21 protein-coding genes and 2 pseudogenes are annotated in these 17,603 nt (G+C 35.7%); 15 read left to right on the top strand and 8 right to left on the bottom strand.

Going from position 1 to position 17,603, the window contains the following annotated elements:
• Positions 1-137: 137 nt before the first annotated feature.
• Together GGR10_RS06895 and GGR10_RS05990 are read right to left on the bottom strand one after the other, a co-directional pair.
• A pseudogene (locus GGR10_RS06895) lies at positions 138-293 on the bottom strand (type II toxin-antitoxin system YafQ family toxin); the annotation flags it as partial.
• Positions 294-340: 47 nt separating this feature from the next.
• Entirely contained in the window at positions 341-862 is a 522-nt protein-coding gene (locus tag GGR10_RS05990; protein ID WP_182480341.1) for an LbetaH domain-containing protein, read from the bottom strand.
• A gap of 824 nt (positions 863-1,686) precedes the next feature.
• Here GGR10_RS05990 and GGR10_RS05985 point away from each other — a divergent pair.
• The gene (locus tag GGR10_RS05985; protein WP_182480340.1) at positions 1,687-2,079 is read left to right on the top strand and encodes a helix-turn-helix domain-containing protein; all 393 of its coding nucleotides are present in this window, start codon (positions 1,687-1,689) and stop codon (positions 2,077-2,079) included.
• A gap of 114 nt (positions 2,080-2,193) precedes the next feature.
• On the opposite strand, the gene GGR10_RS05980 is transcribed toward GGR10_RS05985, so the two are convergent.
• The 4 genes from GGR10_RS05980 to GGR10_RS05965 form a co-directional block, all read right to left on the bottom strand.
• Entirely contained in the window at positions 2,194-2,715 is a 522-nt protein-coding gene (locus tag GGR10_RS05980; protein WP_182480339.1) for a hypothetical protein, read from the bottom strand.
• Between the two features lie 28 nt (positions 2,716-2,743).
• Positions 2,744-3,049 (bottom strand): hypothetical protein, encoded by a 306-nt coding sequence (locus GGR10_RS05975; protein ID WP_010703167.1) that lies wholly within the window; start codon positions 3,047-3,049, stop codon positions 2,744-2,746.
• Positions 3,050-3,181: 132 nt separating this feature from the next.
• Positions 3,182-4,444: a plasmid replication protein RepC gene (repC, locus tag GGR10_RS05970; RefSeq protein ID WP_182480338.1), complete on the bottom strand. Its 1,263-nt coding sequence runs from the start codon at positions 4,442-4,444 to the stop codon at positions 3,182-3,184.
• A gap of 347 nt (positions 4,445-4,791) precedes the next feature.
• Entirely contained in the window at positions 4,792-5,325 is a 534-nt protein-coding gene (locus GGR10_RS05965) for a replication/maintenance protein RepL (RefSeq protein ID WP_208431802.1), read from the bottom strand.
• A 165-nt stretch (positions 5,326-5,490) separates the two neighbouring features.
• Here GGR10_RS05965 and GGR10_RS05960 point away from each other — a divergent pair, with 165 nt between their 5' ends.
• Positions 5,491-6,096, top strand: coding sequence for a hypothetical protein (locus GGR10_RS05960; protein WP_182480337.1), 606 nt, complete (start codon positions 5,491-5,493; stop codon positions 6,094-6,096).
• A gap of 578 nt (positions 6,097-6,674) precedes the next feature.
• Here GGR10_RS05960 and GGR10_RS05955 read toward each other — a convergent pair.
• Positions 6,675-7,394 carry a nuclease gene (locus GGR10_RS05955; protein WP_182480336.1) on the bottom strand — a complete coding sequence of 240 codons (720 nt, stop codon included), beginning with the start codon at positions 7,392-7,394 and terminating at the stop codon, positions 6,675-6,677.
• Between the two features lie 107 nt (positions 7,395-7,501).
• Here GGR10_RS05955 and GGR10_RS05950 point away from each other — a divergent pair, with 107 nt between their 5' ends.
• From GGR10_RS05950 to virB11, 13 genes are read left to right on the top strand one after another with little or no spacing between them, the layout of a single operon-like run.
• Positions 7,502-7,819 carry a TrbC/VirB2 family protein gene (locus GGR10_RS05950; RefSeq protein WP_182480335.1) on the top strand — a complete coding sequence of 106 codons (318 nt, stop codon included), beginning with the start codon at positions 7,502-7,504 and terminating at the stop codon, positions 7,817-7,819.
• A gap of 17 nt (positions 7,820-7,836) precedes the next feature.
• Positions 7,837-8,163, top strand: coding sequence for a VirB3 family type IV secretion system protein (locus GGR10_RS05945; protein ID WP_182480334.1), 327 nt, complete (start codon positions 7,837-7,839; stop codon positions 8,161-8,163).
• Positions 8,160-10,520, top strand: coding sequence for a VirB4 family type IV secretion/conjugal transfer ATPase (locus GGR10_RS05940; protein ID WP_182480333.1), 2,361 nt, complete (start codon positions 8,160-8,162; stop codon positions 10,518-10,520). Before GGR10_RS05945 ends, GGR10_RS05940 begins: the two co-directional genes overlap by 4 nt.
• Positions 10,517-11,215: a type IV secretion system protein gene (locus tag GGR10_RS05935; RefSeq protein WP_182480332.1), complete on the top strand. Its 699-nt coding sequence runs from the start codon at positions 10,517-10,519 to the stop codon at positions 11,213-11,215. Before GGR10_RS05940 ends, GGR10_RS05935 begins: the two co-directional genes overlap by 4 nt.
• Positions 11,216-11,246: 31 nt before the next feature.
• Positions 11,247-11,624, top strand: coding sequence for an EexN family lipoprotein (locus GGR10_RS05930; protein WP_182480331.1), 378 nt, complete (start codon positions 11,247-11,249; stop codon positions 11,622-11,624).
• 51 nt (positions 11,625-11,675) lie between these two features.
• Entirely contained in the window at positions 11,676-11,900 is a 225-nt protein-coding gene (locus GGR10_RS05925) for an EexN family lipoprotein (protein WP_078664149.1), read from the top strand.
• Entirely contained in the window at positions 11,897-12,250 is a 354-nt protein-coding gene (locus tag GGR10_RS05920; RefSeq protein WP_246316879.1) for an EexN family lipoprotein, read from the top strand. The genes GGR10_RS05925 and GGR10_RS05920 overlap by 4 nt, the downstream gene beginning before the upstream one ends.
• 59 nt (positions 12,251-12,309) lie before the next feature.
• Positions 12,310-13,227, top strand: coding sequence for a TrbL/VirB6 family protein (locus tag GGR10_RS05915; RefSeq protein ID WP_246316877.1), 918 nt, complete (start codon positions 12,310-12,312; stop codon positions 13,225-13,227).
• Between the two features lie 16 nt (positions 13,228-13,243).
• Positions 13,244-13,531, top strand: a complete 288-nt coding sequence (locus GGR10_RS05910; protein WP_182480330.1) for a type IV secretion protein VblB7 — start codon at positions 13,244-13,246, stop codon at positions 13,529-13,531.
• A gap of 5 nt (positions 13,532-13,536) precedes the next feature.
• Positions 13,537-14,208 carry a VirB8 family type IV secretion system protein gene (locus GGR10_RS05905; RefSeq protein WP_010703100.1) on the top strand — a complete coding sequence of 224 codons (672 nt, stop codon included), beginning with the start codon at positions 13,537-13,539 and terminating at the stop codon, positions 14,206-14,208.
• Positions 14,209-14,210: 2 nt separating this feature from the next.
• Complete coding sequence (gene virB9 / locus GGR10_RS05900; protein ID WP_182480329.1) at positions 14,211-15,065, top strand: P-type conjugative transfer protein VirB9; 855 nt, start codon at positions 14,211-14,213, stop codon at positions 15,063-15,065.
• A 25-nt stretch (positions 15,066-15,090) separates the two neighbouring features.
• On the top strand, positions 15,091-16,221 hold the full coding sequence (gene virB10, locus GGR10_RS05895) for a type IV secretion system protein VirB10 (protein ID WP_339379949.1): 1,131 nt from the start codon (positions 15,091-15,093) through the stop codon (positions 16,219-16,221).
• Positions 16,222-16,233: 12 nt separating this feature from the next.
• The gene (gene virB11 / locus GGR10_RS05890) at positions 16,234-17,286 is read left to right on the top strand and encodes a P-type DNA transfer ATPase VirB11 (RefSeq protein WP_182480327.1); all 1,053 of its coding nucleotides are present in this window, start codon (positions 16,234-16,236) and stop codon (positions 17,284-17,286) included.
• A 31-nt stretch (positions 17,287-17,317) separates the two neighbouring features.
• Here virB11 and GGR10_RS05885 read toward each other — a convergent pair.
• Positions 17,318-17,603, bottom strand: a pseudogene (locus tag GGR10_RS05885) (hypothetical protein); the annotation flags it as partial.

The following is a 17,603-nucleotide window of genomic DNA, read 5'->3' as shown; positions in this document are numbered from 1 at the left end:
CAGGAAACTATAAAATTTTAATATATTGATAATAGTGTCTTTAATATTATTTTTCTTTTCGTTATCATTGATTTGATTCATATTTATGTTCTAAAGGGGATACGGTTTTGAATCTATTAGGTTGGTCTATTGAATGATTATTTAAATAAATCTGAATGACTTCCTGTTCTGTCAAAATGAACGTGTTCATCATTAACACTATAAATTAGCAACCAATCTGGTCCATATTTTGTGTCAGCATTTTTGGTAGAAAATCCCATATCACGGATAAATTGAGATCCACATTGATGCTTAAAAAGCCGCATCATATCAATGACGCGGCTTTTACTTTGTTAAAAACCTACTGTTTCACTGTTATAAAAACTATTCTTCCATCCATACGAGGTTGTACATAATTATTACCAATTCTGTCATTACCTATATACTCAGCAGAACCACCAACCTTAGCATTTTCGTATACATGAGCATCCCCATGAACCTTGACACGATCCATAACTACCGCATTGTCATAAACACGTGCCCTTTCATAAACTTCAACACCTCCTTGCACTATAGAATTTCCATAAACAGATGCATCATCATAAACACGTACACCCCCTCTTAATTTAGCATTATCGAAAATTTGAGCTTTTCCACTAACTATAGCATTATCACACACATAGGCGTCATTATAAACCATAGCATTATCTTCAACCCAACAATCACCATAGTGAGAAAGATTATCTTCTTTCTCTATGAAACCACCAAGATCACCAGCTTTAATATCACCAAAGTCTCTTAAGGCACGAATACGATGAAAAGTACACTCACCAAGTTTTTGGGTTTCACTTGTAAATTCATATTTTTTTGAGACCGTGTTCATAATGAACTCCTAGTTGTAAAAAAAGTTTTCAATTGACACCCCTAACGGGCGCCGGGCGCTGAAAACATGGCAACTAGTCCATCGTTACACTTTCCCCATAAAGGGTATTGTATGGTGTAACCACACCCGACAAAATCGTTATACGCTGGAATATGTATAAAAGATAGTCAGCTTTTTAAAGACAGGGGAGAGATTGTTTCGTAACCTATCCGCTAGTTGTTTTAGTGTTTTCAGCACTTGAGTACTTATATAACAAAATTCTCTTTTTTTGTCAATTATTTTATTCTCTTTTTTTGACATTTTTTATATATTTTTCAAATACATAACTCATAAAAAGCCTTATATTTTTATCAACTTTTTTCTACGTAAGTGCCTTTATAAGCTCCCCCCTTATATCATGATTTCGGAGCCGCGTAAGAAGGACAAAACAAACCGTTTAGGTTCTAAGTCAAGGACGCTGTTAAGCGCCCCGTAGGGGCCTTCCTTGACCTTAAGAACCTAGGTTTGTTAGTCCCTTCTCTAAACGCGGTAACGATTTCATGATTTTGGTGAGCGGTCCGGTGAGTTTGAGAGGTGGAAAACCTCTCATTAAAAACTATTTTTATTGCCATTTTTCTGAAACTACTTTATGATTTAAAAGGTGTAATTGATCGTATACGCAGCGATCAAAAGGGATCTAAAAACCCTACATTCGAACACAAAAATTAACCCATTATCATATGGGGTTCCCGGGATTCCGGGAGTTTTTGTGATGTCCAGGTGCTATAGCACTAAAAGCAAAAAAGCTGACTTGAACTCAGTGTTTTTAGACTCCCGGAATACCAATGCGAGGGCGCTCGCTACCGGCGGGGGTATTAAGAGTGCAAAAAAATCCTCATAATGATATTTTTGTAGGCAAAAAAATCCGATATAGAAGAAGAATGTTGGGAATGTCTCAAAAAACATTGGCTCATCATTTAAGTATAAGCTTTCAACAAATCCAAAAATACGAAAAAGGATTAAATCGTGTAGGAGCTGGACGGTTGAAAGACATTGCTGATATATTTGATGTTCCTATTTCCTTTTTTTACCCTGATGCCACAACAAAAGAAGGTGGTGTGCACCATCATGATGAAATCATATCGAGTAAAGAAGAATATCTGCTTTTAAAAAGTTTTAGAGTTCTTACACCTATAAAACAGAAGGTGATTTTACAATTAATTTCTAACTATAACTAAAAATTTTATTCAAAAAGGTAATATCTGTAAAAATAATTTATTATACGTATAGCATATATCTAGCGTATATAATGTAAAATTAAAATCTCCATCTTAGAAAAAGTCGATAAATCACTAAAGGGAAATACCTTTATTTTGAGACAGATGAATCCCTAGAGCTTTTGCTTGCATTTGTTCGTACAGTCTGCGCATGACTTTCATATTGTCTCTCCGTGCCTCAATGATTGATTTTTCAACTACCGTTAAACGAGCTTTGTTTAAATTACCTAACCGTGTATAATGCGACGCCATTGCCTGACGTGCCTCGTCATAAGGCAATCCATTTTTTCGGTTTTTTGACAAACTATGCGCTTTGTTGATCAGTTGATACTGAGTAGGATCAGCAACAATTGCCGTATGTTCTTTAACAACATTGATTTCAATCAAAGCAGTTTTAAGGCTACTTTTCATTTCTGGACTATTGGCATATCTAGATAAATCACCTTCTACAATACTATATTCCGTATTGAGAAGTAATGACAAATCCCTACTTTGGCCAACATTGCGAATATAATTACAAAGATCCTTTCGTACATCATGCAATTTTTTAACCGCTAATGTATCCTCTACATTTTTTACATGGTTATTTTCTCGCAATAAAAACTTTTTTAAAATTTCAATTTCGTTAGAAATGGTGACCTCCTATAACAACACCTTTATCCAACCAATCTGGTCCATATTCTTCATCAGCATTTTTGGTAGAAAACCCCATATCACGAATAAATTGGGGTCCATTCCATTTTCTAAGACATAAAAGCGAATGAGCTGGTAATTCTGTCATGGCTAACCATTCCCACGCTGTCTGTCCATCATTAGCGCGATCTGCAGCCTCTGATTCAACAGTATAAATAGCATCTTGAGATAACCCTCCCACTCTCAATTCTTCACGTTCTGCATCAGTCATATAGCTTTTAGGTAATTTCTTTTTCATTAAAATCTCCTCATCGTTATGTAGGAAAATATACATTGTATATTAGTCTAAGTCATGAATCTAAGCAATTGAAACAATGGTTTTCTCTAATATCTTATCTAATTTTTTGTTGTCCAACATGTTTTTACACTTTTATTTTTGCCAAACAGTCTGTTCATTTAATTGAATTAATCCATAAATAGAACGTTCAAGATATAACTCGTCCCGTTTTTGTTTATCAATCATGCCACGCAAGTATCCTCCTGGTGAATGAATAAGTTGACGAGCGTATTTTTCGAGAATAATCCCAACAGCAAGAGCAGCTTTTTTAAATCCCATAATTTCTCTAGCCTGCTTAACGGCATCAGGAGAAATACCAGTCATTTTAGCTAAAAACTCTGTTGATCTTGCTAAATCGTCGACTGAATTGAGTTTGTTATCAAGGAATTCAGAGACGTTAGGCATAGCGCTAACTAAAGTCTCGGGCTTAATTTGAGGCAATACGCTATCATTTAAAAGAAGTGTTGGCTCGGTTTCACATGTGTTCTTTTCACTGTTATTTTCATAGCGACTGGAAGTCGCGTTAATTGTTTTAGAGTATTCGGATTTATCCGAATTCATTATTGTTAGTTTGTTTTTTGAAGAGTGATTTGTTTTCTGTGTATCCGTATTACTTTTACAAATATGATAGGGATTTGTATTATGTATGTGCATAACATTTTCGATATACGTGCATAACATTTTATTAGAAAAAAAGCGATTTAAAAGCCAATTGAAAAGTCGAATAGCTTTTTCAAGTTTAGAAAATGATGCCTTTGTTGGTACACCAACCGCAGTCATAATTTTTTTTACACGTTCCAAAACTATTGAACTAATTTGTGTGGATTCTGTAATTTTAGAACGTAATTGACGATAAATTCCTCGAAATCTTCGAAGCGCGTCTTTCTGAAGGTCTTGTTCTTCCTTAATTGTATAAATATAATTCTGAAGTTCATGATAGCGTGCAACTAAGATGCTAAGATCAATACCGCAGGCGATTGAGATACTACCATTATAGTTGACGGGAAATCGTTTAAAATTTCCAGAGTCCCGCATAACAATAAGGCCTTTATCATAGAGTCGGCTGAGTAATCTGCTCACATGAACAACAGTACACCCAATCTCCGAAGCAATTTGACGATTGCTTTTAAATATGACTGGTATTCCTCCTTGCTCAAATGAAGCGATTGGAGCTGTATTTAGAAGAATGCTTAATAAATGAGCCTCTGTTCCTTTGATAAGACCTGTTATAGGCAATTGCCGTGCAAGAATAATGAGCTGGCTTCTATTAATAGAACCAATTTCTGCATGGTCTGCAATTTTCATATATTCTAAATGCTTTGCATTTAAGCGTCTTCCCGATGTTTTATTAACCATAATCAGTTTAACCTCTCTGTTAGAGGCAAAAAAAGATAAAAACACCTTATTTCCGCAAAAAAAACTCTTGCAGAACTCTTCGTAATGCATTAAATTGGGAATTGTCATTTTTCCGCATTTTTATGCATTATGTTATGAATGTTTTTAGAAAACCCTTCTGTTTCAGCAGTTGGGTTTTTTATTTTTTGCCATTAATTTCCTCTTATTAAAAAAGAATCATTGATCCGCATATTTCATGCAGTCTACGACTATACGTAAAACAAAAACATTTTCAATATACTAATAAACTCCAAGGCCCTGCTCTTTTGTTTACTGTACTTAAGGTCCCCTTCCTCCTATTCATTGTATTAGATTAGCAAGCCAAAGGCTTCCGATTTTCTTTCTTCTATTAAAGGATCTTTATTTCTTTCACTGCATGAAATATGCAAAGAAAAAACAATGTCATTGCCATTAAATACAAAATTAGGATTGATAAAATACCAACCGCGATGAAAAGATCTAGCTATAATATTAGCTTTTTCTAACTCAACCAAACCACGTAAAAAGGTTGAGTGTGATAGTGTTATTTTTTCTTCTTGAGATTTTAAATAATCTTCTAAAACAAATTTATTTAAGAGTACTGGATTATTGCTAATTGTTTTGCTTTGAAACAACCACATTAAAACTCTAAAAGCTTTTACACCAGCTATTTTAAGTTCAAAAATTTTTTTAATAGCATCAATAGACTGCATCACAAACTGCTTATGATTTGCCTGTTTGTATGTGGTAATATGCGTTCCTTTATTTTTACTTGTTGGGTGACTTAATCGTGATATTTGAATCCATTTTTTATTAATTGGAAGCACTCTATCAGCATCAAATGGATTATCCGCATATCTCATAGTTTGCTTTCTATGTTTGACTGATATATGAACTGTCATTTATGACAATACAATTGTCAATTATATGGTTAATTATGACATTTTAGGTAAATGATTCTTCTATAATTGTCAATTTATTTTGTTTTTTTCTGAAGAAAATATTTCAATTCATATATGGGTATTGAAATGAAAGAAGTAAATTTACGACAAGGACGATATTCACCATTTGAAAATCCTTTTCTTAATGAGTCTGAATTTTGTATAGATAATCAGATCATCAAAACATCCATTACTCAACAAAAGTCGGTTGATCCAAACACTGATGAAACAACTAATATATCTACGATTCTGATTACTGAAAAAGAAGATGAAAAGGACTTCATCAAAATATTTGCTGCCGGTGTTCAAGCAATTTTTAGTTTATCTCGCACTGCATATCGTGCCCTTATTCTAGCTTTGCAAATATATCATACCAATCAAGGTAACCATGATGGGAGTATTACTCTGATTTGGTATGATGGGGGAATTAACGGACAAAAGCTGGATATGACTGATAGAACATTTTATATAGGTATAAAAGAACTTATAAATAAAAAAATTTTACAACCAAAATTACCAAATCAATATTGGATTAATCCAGCGATATTCTTCAAAGGTGAAAAAATTGTTTTTATAAAAGAATATCAAATAAACTCATCTTCTACCAAAACTAAAAAAAAGACAAATCAAATAAAACAAGATTCTCTAGATGATGGATATCAAACTGATATTGAAGACTTTACAAGTAAATAATAATCATACTTCACTGTTTCTTGTGCAATTAAAGAAAAAATGAGAAAATCCTCTTGTAAAACATATTATAGTGACGTAGCTTTTTGTTGCTTTATAAAAAATCATTCTGAACTGATTTAATCTAATCACAAGTTAGGTTATTTTATTTTCTAATGATCCCCCCCCCGAAAGACCCTTCTGTTTAGTCAGTTGGGTTTTTATTTTTTGAGGTTTGTATTTCTCTTTTTCATATCATTTATTTCATTGTTTTCTCTAGCGATAGCGATACGAAACGATGTAGAGGGAAGGGAACGCGCCCCTTCATAGCGCTGTAGTGACCGCCCGATGCGAGTAAGTAAAAGCGTCAATAAAAACAACAATTTTCCATGATTGGAGTTGTCCATGCAGAATGCAAAGCAGGCTGTGGTCAACTTTTACTTGACAGTATTACTAGGGAGGGCCGGTTGTGGAAATATTGTCCGGCCACTTTTAGAAGCTATCTTTCAAGAATCTCAAAGTTAATATAATATTTTATATCTGATAACAAATTTCTTAAAAGTTTTTATAATGAAGCCAGCTCTTGATTTTATTTAGAACAATCAATGCGGATCGATAGGATTATAAGTACCGTTTCTTCTTCTCCAATCTTCTGGATGTTCGAAATCGCCAGACCATAATCCGATTTTGGCTTTTTGAGCAGAAAATTGCAATTCTTTGTAGTGTGCAGGTGAAGGAAAATTATGTTGATCTTTTGGTAAGACCATCATTCCTTCTGAAAGACCTAGACTGGCAATATCAACCCCATCAACAAAACATTGTGCGTAATGAATCTGCCTGACGACACGAGCTTGTTTACAAGTAACATTTTTATCGATTGTTTTCGATACAAGCCATGCAGTAACAAAAAAACCACAAGGCCACTGAATACCGTTACGTAACGCAAATTGACGTGGTTCACATGACTCAACGCCGTACAATTGAACACGACGTATAATTCTCTTTCGCCAGATCTCATCTACAGGTGTTATCATTTTAAAAGTAACACCGCTTGTTACCTGTATAGCGCCTGAATAAACTGGTGTGTTCTCTTTGTGTAATTGTGATGAACCGGAAATTTTTATTGGTTTATCTGAATCAAAAGTAAATTTTAGATCGGGATCTCGAAATTGCTTTTCTATTATAAATTTTGCTTCTTGAATGAAAGGTAATTCAATAAAATTTTCAGTATTTTTACTAAAAGTAAAAATAACAACAACAATAATATAAATTAAAATTAGATATTTAAACCACGATTGAAATATTTTTCTGTTTATATTCATTGTAATAAAATTATTATTCTCATGAAATAGTTGTACAAAGTATTTTTTCATTTAATATAGTTATAATTTTTATAAAACTATCATAATATAAAGGAGCGGGGGATTTTATGCCTTCACACAAATTAACTATATCAGATACACAAAAGAAATGGTTAGCTACAGGGCTTATCTTGTTTATCGCATTTATAACATTAAGTGACCCAGCATTAGCTCAAAGCTTTGGGCAAGTTGAAAATGCTCTTGATAAAATAGTGAATGCTATGACGGGAACCATTGCAAAATCTATTGCGACTATTGCCGTTGCTGGCACTGGTATCGCGTGGATTGCTGGTTATATCGAAATGCGCAAAGCTTTCTTTGTTTGTGTCGGTATAAGCATTATTTTCGGTGCATCACAAATTGTAGGAATGCTATCATCATCTTAACATAGTGATTTAAAGTAATGAAAGAGTGTGATCAGCTCACTGAAGATACATTGTTTCTTGCCTGTACACGGCCTGCAATGATTGCGGGCGTTACAGTAGAAGCTATGGGTTTAAATTTTATGGGCACGCTCATAATATTTATTCTAGCAGGTAATATTTTCTTCATGGCACTTGGTGTTACTGTACATTTTATAATGAAGGAAATTATCAAACACGATCATAATAAATTTCGTGTTCTTATTGCGTGGTTGCAAACTCGCAAGTTTTCAAGAAACGCTGAGCAATGGGGAGGTGGTAGCATTTCTCCATTACGGTTAATCCGTAATTATGAGGAGCTAAAATGAACACAGCTCAACGTAAGCGTGAACCCCAGCCGGAATCAGTCATACCTTATGTGCGCCATGTGAATGAACATATTATAGCGTTGTCATCACGAGCGCTTATGACTGTTATAGCCCTTGAAGGGGTTAATTTTGAAACAGCAGATATTGCTGATCTTAATGTCTTTCATGAACAATTAAATAACTGTTTTAAAAATATAGCTGATGAGCGGATAGCAATTTACAGTCATATTATCAGAAGGCGCGAAACAGTCTATCCAGATGGCACTTTCAGATCAGAATTTGCACAGACATTGGATGATAAGTACCGTCAAAGAATGGTGTGTCAAGAATTATATCGTAACGACCTCTATCTTTCAATCATATGGAACCCTCATGTTGATAAAACCGATAAATTAGCTGACTTTTTTAAACGCTTAGGGAAAGCAAAAGAAGCAGAAACAGAGGTAGACGCAGAGTCAATTCGTAAGCTTGAAGATGTTGCAACCAATCTTATGCAGAACTTAGCGCGTTATGGTGTAAAACAACTTGGTCTTTATGAACATAACGGTAATATTTTTTCTGCACCAAGTGAGTTTATTCACCAATTGGTAGGTGGTCGTTATGAGCGTGTACCTCTTACATGGGGAACAATAGCATCATCTGTATATTCAGATCGGATTATTTTCGGTAAAGAAATCATAGAAATACGCCACGAAGCAAAGCAAAAGTTTGCGGGAATGTTTGGTTGGAAAGAGTATCCGGCTAAAACCAGACCAGACATGACAAATGGTTTGCTTACTCTCCCGTGTGAGTTCATTTTTACGCAATCCTTTATTTTCAAAAGCAAAAACGTTGCAAAACAAATTATGGGGCGTAAACAAAATCAGATGATCAACGCCGGGGATCGCGCAGGATCTCAAATTGATGAATTAGATGATGCATTGGATGATCTTGAATCAAATCGTTTTGTTTTAGGCGAGCATCACTTGTCATTAGCAGTCTTTGCTGACACACAACGAGAGCTCATCGATAATCTCGCAAAAGCACGTGCTCGCCTTACAGAAGGTGGTGCTGTCGTTGCTCGTGAAGACTTAGGGCTTGAAGCAGCATGGTGGGCACAACTTCCGGGCAATTATGCTTATCGAACGCGTTCTGGTGCTATTACAAGCCGTAATTATGCAGCACTTTCACCCTTTTATTCATTTCCGATTGGAAAAATAGATGGCAATCAATGGGGGCCTGCTGTTGCTCTTATGAAAACATCAGCTGGATCTCCTTTTTACTTTAACTTTCATTTTGGTGATTTAGGAAACACTTTTATTTGCGGTCCATCTGGATCTGGTAAAACCGTTATTGTCAATTTTTTATTAGCTCAGCTTCAAAAGCATGACCCTGACATGGTATTTTTTGATAAAGATCGTGGAGCAGAACTGTTTGTTAGAGCTGGTGGCGGCACATACATGCCACTAAAAAATGGTAAGCCAACAGGTATAGCACCGCTAAAGGGGTTAGATTATAGCAATCCTGCCAACAAAGTATTCTTACGACACTGGATTACAAAGCTTGTCTCTAACGAGGGAAAAATAATAACTGAAGCAGAGCGTCAGGACATTTCTGCAGCTGTTGATCAACTAGCCTTATTGCCTAGAGAACAGCGCACAATATCTGCATTGCAAATGTTTTTTGATACTACCCATAGGGAGGGTATCGCTGGATGTTTGGAAAAATGGCGTAAAGGCAATGCCTTAGGGTGGGTCTTTGATAATGATGACGATGATATCGGGATTGACGCAAAATTCATTGGTTATGATATGACTGACTTTTTGGATAATGACGAAATCCGTCCTCCATTAATGATGTATTTATTCTATAGAATACTTGATCTGATTGACGGGCGCCGCATTATCATCGTTATTGATGAGTTCTGGAAAGCACTAGAAGATGATTCATTTAAAACATTTGCGCAAGACAGGCTAAAAACAATCCGTAAACAAAATGGTTTAATGCTTTTTGCAACGCAATCACCAAGAGACGCACTCAATTCAACAATTGCACACACCATTATAGAACAATGCCCAACACAAATATATTTTCCTAACCAAAAGGGAAATTACGCAGATTACGTGGATGGTTTTAAATTATCAGATCGAGAGTTTAACTTGATACAAACAGAATTAACGCGGGAGTCACGCCGGTTTTTAGTCAAACAAGGTCATAGTTCTGTGGTTGCAGAACTAAATCTACGTGGATTTGATGATGAAATAGCCATTTTAAGCGGAACAACCAAGAATGTTGAATTACTGGAGACAATCATGAGCGAAGTGGGTGAATCTCCAGAAAAATGGCTTCCGCTCTTTCAAGAAAGGCGAAAACAATGAGGAAAATTTTACTAACAATAGCATTTTGTATAATCTCTTTTGGGTTAACACCGAATGTACTAGCACAAATGCCCACGTTCGATGCAGCAGCTGTTGCCAAAATGATAGAACAATTAAAACAAGGCAAACAACAGCTTGACCAATTAACTTCTCAAATCGATGAAATGAAGAAATTGTACGGCTCTCTAAATGGCATTGCAGATTTATCTTCACTTCAAGAAATGCTCAATAATAAAGAAATTCAAGCTGCCTTACCTTCCAATTTTGGTGATTTTGAAAAATTGTTAGACGGTAAAAGTGGAAACAGTGCAAAATGGGAAGAAAAGCTTTCGTATAAAAAACCAGCAGGTGGTGCAGGATCAAAAGAAGCAGTTGATGCTTTCTACGAAGAAGAGGTTAAAAAAGCTGAACAACGCAACCAGGGACAAGCAGCCACAGGCGAAGCTGTTTATGCATCAGCTAATGAAGTGAAACAAACTATTGAACAACTAATGAAACAACTTAAAAATGCACAAACTGCCGGTGAAGTTCAAAGTATTCAAGCGCAATTAGCAGCTACGCAGGCAATGTTGCAAACACAAGTCTTGCAAATGCAAGCTGCTGCTATGATTCAACAGGCTGAAATTGAAGCTGCAGAGCTCCGTTATGAAGAAGAACTTAGAGCGCGATACAAAAGTTATGCTGACCAACTATAAATCATAAAAAATTAAGAGAGAAAATTTAATCATGAATAAAATCATTATGATAACATTGCTTCTTTACACTGGGCTTATTATCGCAGGCTGTGAAAAAACTTACAGTGTCGAAGAATTTAAGCAAAATGAAGAATTGCGTGATGAATGGCAAGCAAGATGCAGAATGGGTAAAGAATCTAAAAATTGTCAAAACATGCGATTAGCTGCCCACGAGCTTGGACAAGAACGTGCAAAAAAAGGAGAGGAAAAACTCAACAAATTGCTAGAAGAGCTCAATAAAAAGAGAGAAGCACGTGAAAAGGCTGAACAAGAACGTAGGAAAAAAGAGATGGAAGAATACCAAAAACGGCTTAAAGAGAAAGAAGAACGCGAAAAAATTCAACAGAAAAAAGAACATCACAACGAATAATTACGAGAATAGGTAACGAAACGAATTCATAAATAAAAGGGGAATTCAACCATGAAAAAAATAATTATGACAACACTACTTCTTTGCACTGGGCTTATCATTGCAGGATGTGAAAAAACTTACAGTGTAGAAGAATTTAAAAAAAATGAAGAATTGCTCAAAGAATGGGCAGCTAGATGTGGAATGGGTGGACAATCTAAAAATTGTCAAAACGCCCGGGTAGCAGAGGATCAACTCCATAGAGAGTACTATGAAAATCTTTCTAAAGAATTATGATGATTCTAACAATTAATAAAGAAAAGCACAAAGGAAATTTAGTCATGAATAAAATCATTATGACAATACTGCTTCTTTGCACTGTGCTTGTTATTACAGGTTGCGAAAAAATTTACAGTGCAGAAGAATTTAAAAAAAATAAAGAATTGCGCAGCGAATGGGCATTTAAATGTCTGACTGGAGAATCTTCTAAAAATTGTGAAACTGTGCGGGAAGCCATCAACGAAATTGAAATAGAAAATAGAAACAATAGGATGGAAGAACTCAAAAAACAGCTAGAGGAAGATAGGAAAAAATTCGAAAAGCGTAGAAAAGAAATGGAGCGAAAAAAAGAACTTCGTAACGAATGATATGAGAATATATAACGTAACGAACTCATAAATATCGTAAATAAAATGGATATCCTATAATGGCAAAAATATTAGAGGAATATAGCCTCTTTGGTGAGATGGATAAATCATTGATGGAACCCGTTATGCAAACAATGGACGAAAACATTGTAAATCTTTCATCTGCTTTATCTACCCCAATTATGGCAAGCGCAACAATTTATATTGCGTTCATTGGTTATAATGTCACATACGGGCGTTCTTCCATACCATTATTGGATTTTATAGCTACAGCTGTAAAACTTGCTATTATTGTTACACTTACAACACACGCCCCTGAGTATAATGTCTGGGTCAAAAAATTCTTTTTCACTGATCTGCCTAATGCTATTACAAGTGTTCTGCAAACGTCAAACATAGACGATAATATATGGGATACTATGGTCCAAAAAACTTCTAAGCACGTTTTTGCAAAAACGGCGAAGGCAAAATGGTGGCAATGGATTGGCTTATGGCTTACAGGTATGTGCTGCATTATCATCGTTGGTGCATTTTGTTCTGTTGGTTTTATCGTCACAACTTTTGCTAAACTTGGTCTTTTTCTTGTTTTATCATTAGGACCACTTTTTATAGGTCTTTACATGTTTTCAACAACTAGACGTTTTACAGAAGCATGGTTAGGTCAAGTTGCAAACTTTGTTGTTTTGCAAGTATTGTTGGTTGTGCTGGGTGGCTTATATCTCAATCTTACACTAAAGATTATGACAAATGATATTTTGGATTTAGCAAGTGCCCTCAACAGATTCTTGACGGTTGGTATATGCGGTATTTATCTTTTTATGAATTTACCTGGCATTGCAACGGCTTTAGCTTCAGGTGGTGCAAATCTTATAGGGGGAAAAGATGCTGCTAGACACGCCAGGAAAGCAGCACAAGCAGGTGGGCGTACAGCAAAAGCAGTCGGTCGTGCTGTTAGAAAGCTAGTTACAAGAGTGTGAAGAGGATAAATTACAAATGCGGGATTTTAAAAACATTGGGATCATTTTATCGCTTATTTGTTTTATGAGCGGGTGTGCGTCTTTTCAAAATACAGCGAAACCATTACCGAAATGTAACGGATATTCTAAGCGAGCCTTAAACAAATCAATGTGGAATTGGGAAGGGAAAAATCCATCCTCCACCCCAATCATGATCAACAATGATACAAGCGTCAAATCATCAGCGCAAAATGATAGTTTTGATATGGCTTTAGCTGAAAAATCAAAACATCACGAAATTGAATCATATAAAAATTGCGGGTAAATAAAATGAAAAAGAAAGACGTTGAGCAATACATTGCTGAAGCGCGGTCATTTGATCAAGATCGAATAATCACATCCCGCCGTATTACGCGTGCCTCGCTTGCTATTGCTGGGGTAGCAGTTATAGCTGCAATTGTCTCTTCATTAGCCGTTATAGTGCTTGTACCACTCAAAACAGTTGAACCATTTGTAATCCGCGTTGATAATTCAACGGGTATAGTTGAGGTGGTTGAAGCATTAAAAGAAAGCCCCGCAAATTTTGATGAAGCTATTACACGCTATTTTGCTGCAAAATATGTTCGTGCTCGTGAAGGGTTCAATTTAAGCGAAACGCAAAATAATTTTAAGACGGTTTCTTTGTTATCTTCTTTTGAAGAGCAAGGTAGATTTGCTGAATGGTATGGTGCCAAGAATCCACAAAGTCCACAATTTTTATATAAAAACGCTGTTGCAACCATTTCTGTAAAATCAATTTCGTTTATCAGTAAAGATGTCACCCAGGTTCGTTATTATAAAACAGTTCGTGAAAATGATACTAATAAAGAATCCATTACACATTGGGTAGCAACTCTTACTTTTGGATATGTCAACGCTCCAATTTCTACGCAAAATCGTTTGGTGAATCCTCTTGGTTTTATGGTTCGTGAATACAGAACTGATCCTGAAGTGGTGAATTAACAATGAAGCAAATTATATTTTCTTTTTTCCTCAGCATTGTGGTCAGCTCTTTTTTAAACAATGTGAGCTACGCTAGTATCTCTCCTATACGTGCACCTAATGACAATAGAATTCGCTTTGTCAATTATGATGCCTATAATGTCACAAAAATCATTGGATCTATACGTTCATCCGTGCAAATAGAATTTTCCCCTAGTGAAGAAATTGCACATGTTGCTATTGGAAATAGTGTTGCATGGGAAGTGGCACCGGCTGGAAACATTATTTTTCTCAAACCACGAGAAGTTCAGCCTATTACAAATCTACAAGTCATAACAACACGGCGTGATGGATCAAAACGATCTTACCAATTTGAATTGATGGTTAAAAATGGGGAAATTTCATCTGAAAGTGAAACATATTTCCTTGTAAAATTTCGCTATCCTCAGGATGAAGCAGCACAAAGACAAATTGAAGCACAACTCAAAAAAGATAGAAAACAAGCATTATATGTAGATGAAGCCTTTGGTGCTTATGAACAACATGGACCAAGAAATTGGGCTTATTCAGCTCAAGGAACGGTTATTCTTGAACCAACATCAGTTTATGATAATGGCAAAACAACCACTTTTACTTTTTCTGATAATCAGGAAATTCCCGCGATCTATATTGTTGGAAGTGATGGCAAAGAATCCCTCATTCCTAAAACAACAAAAGGAAATATGGTCGTTGTGCATGCTATTAGTCACCAATTCATTTTAAGACATGGAGCAAACGTTTTATGTGTTTTTAATGAAGCCTATCAACCTAAAGGAAGCGATCCAGAAACAGGTACAACCTCACCATTTGTTGAACGTAAAATCGTTACAGATCTTTAAGGGGAAAAGTGAAAGGAATAAATACGTGAGTGACAATAATGATGAGATAATCGCTGAAGATCGCGGAAAAATTGATGATAATCAAAATAGTATATCAAGCGAAACAAGAAAAAAAGTAATTATAGGGCTCGCCTTTTTAGGGTTTGGCGCCTACATGCTTTGGAATATATTATCAACTTCATCAACACCAGATGATACAGAAAAAGAACCCAAAAAAGAAGTACAAAGCTTTAATACTTCACTCACTCCTTTAGAATTAGCTCCTTCTGAGCCAAAACCGCAAATTGGTCAAATTGCATTACCAGCACCAACACCGCCAATTGAGGATATCAAAGATGATCCATTGCTTGATGCGGCAAGACGTTCACCGGTTTTAGCTTTTGCTAGTGAATCTCATTCCCAAGACAATAAAACAAAAAGAAACAATCTTTCTGAAATAACTGAAATCTTTAATAAAGATTCTCAAAATTTCTCTACTCTTTTAAAGCCTACAAAAATAGAAGGAACAAAAGCAGAATTACTAGGCAATAGAAATTTTATTATTGCAATGGGAACATCCATTCCATGTATATTAGAAACAGCAATAAGCAGTGATCAGCCAGGTTTTACAAGCTGTGTTATTAATCGTGATATTTTATCTGATAATGGCCGCGTTGTTTTGCTTGATAAAGGAACGCAAATTGTTGGTGAATATCGAGCTGGGTTAAAAAAAGGACAAAACCGGCTTTTTGTTCTCTGGACAAGAGCAAAAACACCCAATGGAGTCATTGTTACTCTCGCATCACCAGCCACTGACAATTTAGGAAGATCTGGTTTTGATGGCGCAATTAATACCCATTGGTGGGAACGCTTTGGATCAGCATTGTTACTTTCTATTGTTGATAATACTTCAGCAAACCTATCAGGTCAGATAAGTGATAGCATCCAAATCGCTGGCACAAACAACCTTGGCAAAGAAGCCGCTAGTATTGCTCTTGAAAATCAAATTAATATACCTCCTACCTTAGAAAAAAATCAGGGTGAATTAGTGAATATCTTTGTAGCAAGAGATTTGGATTTTTCATCAGTTTACAAGCTGGCCGTAACAGAGAAAGAGAATAAAATCTTTACGGGTTCCGCCCCGAGCAATTTCTTTCTCCATTCTCCTGTTCGGTAAAAGTAAACTGTCATGACAGCAACGAAAAATGCAGAACGGACCTCCGTTGTTTTAACAAAGTTAAAGCTATTAAATGATTACTTAAATGATGAAAGTTTGTTTGAAATTGTTATCAATCGTCCTGGCGAGGTCATGGTCGAAAGCCAAAATGGTTGGGAAACACATAAACTTGAAGAACTAACATATAGTGAATTGGAAGGTATAGCAAAAGTTGTTGCTGCTTATACAACTCAGAAAATCAGTGTAGAAAACCCAATCCTCTCAGCAACACTGCCCAATAATGAACGCATACAAATTGTAATGCCTCCTGCGGCTGCACCAAATACTATTAGCATGACAATTCGTAAGCCTTCCTCACGAACTTTTTCTCTTGAAAGTTTGCATGAAAAAGGTTTGTTTTCTGTCACTAAAAATGTCAGTTTTACCCCATCTGAACAGATGATTGGACGATTAGGTGAACTATCCGACAGCGAACAAGAATTAACGAAATTGTTCATTGCTAAAGACTTTAGTAGTTTTTTAGAAAAGGCCGTTATTGCGCAACAAAATATTTTAATATCTGGTAAAACAGGATCAGGAAAAACAACACTCTCTAAAGCTTTAATTGCAAAAATTCCTGAAGATGAGCGGATTTTAACTATTGAAGATACTCCCGAGCTTGTTGTTCCTCATCCAAACAAGGTGCAGTTATTTTATTCAAAAGATAATCAAGGATTGGCACAGGTTGGAGTTAAAGAACTACTTGAATCTGGATTGCGTATGCGACCAGATAGAATACTCTTACAAGAATTGCGTGATGGTACAGCTTTTTATTATATTCGTAATGTCAATTCCGGACATCCAGGATCAATCACAACAGTTCATGCTTCATCCACTCTAGCAGCCTTTGAACAAATGACACTTCTTGTCAAAGAAAGCGACGGAGGAAGTGATTTAGCACGCGAAGACATCCGCGGTTTGTTGATTTCTATGATCGATGTCATTATTCAATGCAAGCGCTTAGAAGGTAAATTCCGTGCAACAGAAATTTATTATGATCCTTTTAAACGTCGAGATGCTTTTTAAAAAAATAAATCAATCGATAGCTATCACCGAACTACCTTGTAATTTCCTTTGAAGGCGTGCGTGTTATCGCAAGATTGTTTTGCTCTTGTATATGTCTTTGTTGCAGAAATTTTATTGCCGTTTGAAGTTCATTGGTAAGCTTTTTATCATGAGGCTGTTTTGAGGCTATTTCTTTTGATAAATTAAAATCTCGCTTATAGATTACATCCTTTCCAAAACGCCTATTTAAAGCACTTTCAAGCTGCACAAATTCTTTATTAATGTTCTCTGGTATCTTGGAATAATTATTACGGCCAACTTCAACATTTTTCATATAA

The organism is Bartonella chomelii (assembly GCF_014138465.1).
Taxonomy (GTDB): domain Bacteria; phylum Pseudomonadota; class Alphaproteobacteria; order Rhizobiales; family Rhizobiaceae; genus Bartonella; species Bartonella schoenbuchensis.
The sequence above is the reverse complement of the archived record's forward strand: the minus strand, read 5'-3'. Positions and strand labels throughout refer to the sequence as shown.

Excerpts from the sequence above, each read along its gene's own strand:
- GGR10_RS05910 (WP_182480330.1), top strand. The coding sequence starts at position 13,244 with ATGCGGGATTTTAAAAACATTGGGATCATTTTATCGCTTATTTGTTTT.
- GGR10_RS05905 (WP_010703100.1), top strand. The coding sequence starts at position 13,537 with ATGAAAAAGAAAGACGTTGAGCAATACATTGCTGAAGCGCGGTCATTT.
- GGR10_RS05975 (WP_010703167.1), bottom strand. The coding sequence starts at position 3,049 with ATGAAAAAGAAATTACCTAAAAGCTATATGACTGATGCAGAACGTGAA.
- GGR10_RS05925 (WP_078664149.1), top strand. The coding sequence starts at position 11,676 with ATGAAAAAAATAATTATGACAACACTACTTCTTTGCACTGGGCTTATC.
- virB11 (WP_182480327.1), top strand. The coding sequence starts at position 16,234 with ATGACAGCAACGAAAAATGCAGAACGGACCTCCGTTGTTTTAACAAAG.
- virB9 (WP_182480329.1), top strand. The coding sequence starts at position 14,211 with ATGAAGCAAATTATATTTTCTTTTTTCCTCAGCATTGTGGTCAGCTCT.
- GGR10_RS05985 (WP_182480340.1), top strand. The coding sequence starts at position 1,687 with ATGCGAGGGCGCTCGCTACCGGCGGGGGTATTAAGAGTGCAAAAAAAT.
- GGR10_RS05965 (WP_208431802.1), bottom strand. The coding sequence starts at position 5,325 with ATGAGATATGCGGATAATCCATTTGATGCTGATAGAGTGCTTCCAATT.
- GGR10_RS05950 (WP_182480335.1), top strand. The coding sequence starts at position 7,502 with ATGCCTTCACACAAATTAACTATATCAGATACACAAAAGAAATGGTTA.
- GGR10_RS05915 (WP_246316877.1), top strand. The coding sequence starts at position 12,310 with ATGGCAAAAATATTAGAGGAATATAGCCTCTTTGGTGAGATGGATAAA.
- GGR10_RS05935 (WP_182480332.1), top strand. The coding sequence starts at position 10,517 with ATGAGGAAAATTTTACTAACAATAGCATTTTGTATAATCTCTTTTGGG.
- GGR10_RS05940 (WP_182480333.1), top strand. The coding sequence starts at position 8,160 with ATGAACACAGCTCAACGTAAGCGTGAACCCCAGCCGGAATCAGTCATA.
- repC (WP_182480338.1), bottom strand. The coding sequence starts at position 4,444 with ATGGTTAATAAAACATCGGGAAGACGCTTAAATGCAAAGCATTTAGAA.
- GGR10_RS05930 (WP_182480331.1), top strand. The coding sequence starts at position 11,247 with ATGAATAAAATCATTATGATAACATTGCTTCTTTACACTGGGCTTATT.
- GGR10_RS05960 (WP_182480337.1), top strand. The coding sequence starts at position 5,491 with ATGAAAGAAGTAAATTTACGACAAGGACGATATTCACCATTTGAAAAT.
- GGR10_RS05920 (WP_246316879.1), top strand. The coding sequence starts at position 11,897 with ATGATGATTCTAACAATTAATAAAGAAAAGCACAAAGGAAATTTAGTC.
- GGR10_RS05990 (WP_182480341.1), bottom strand. The coding sequence starts at position 862 with ATGAACACGGTCTCAAAAAAATATGAATTTACAAGTGAAACCCAAAAA.
- GGR10_RS05955 (WP_182480336.1), bottom strand. The coding sequence starts at position 7,394 with ATGAATATAAACAGAAAAATATTTCAATCGTGGTTTAAATATCTAATT.
- GGR10_RS05945 (WP_182480334.1), top strand. The coding sequence starts at position 7,837 with ATGAAAGAGTGTGATCAGCTCACTGAAGATACATTGTTTCTTGCCTGT.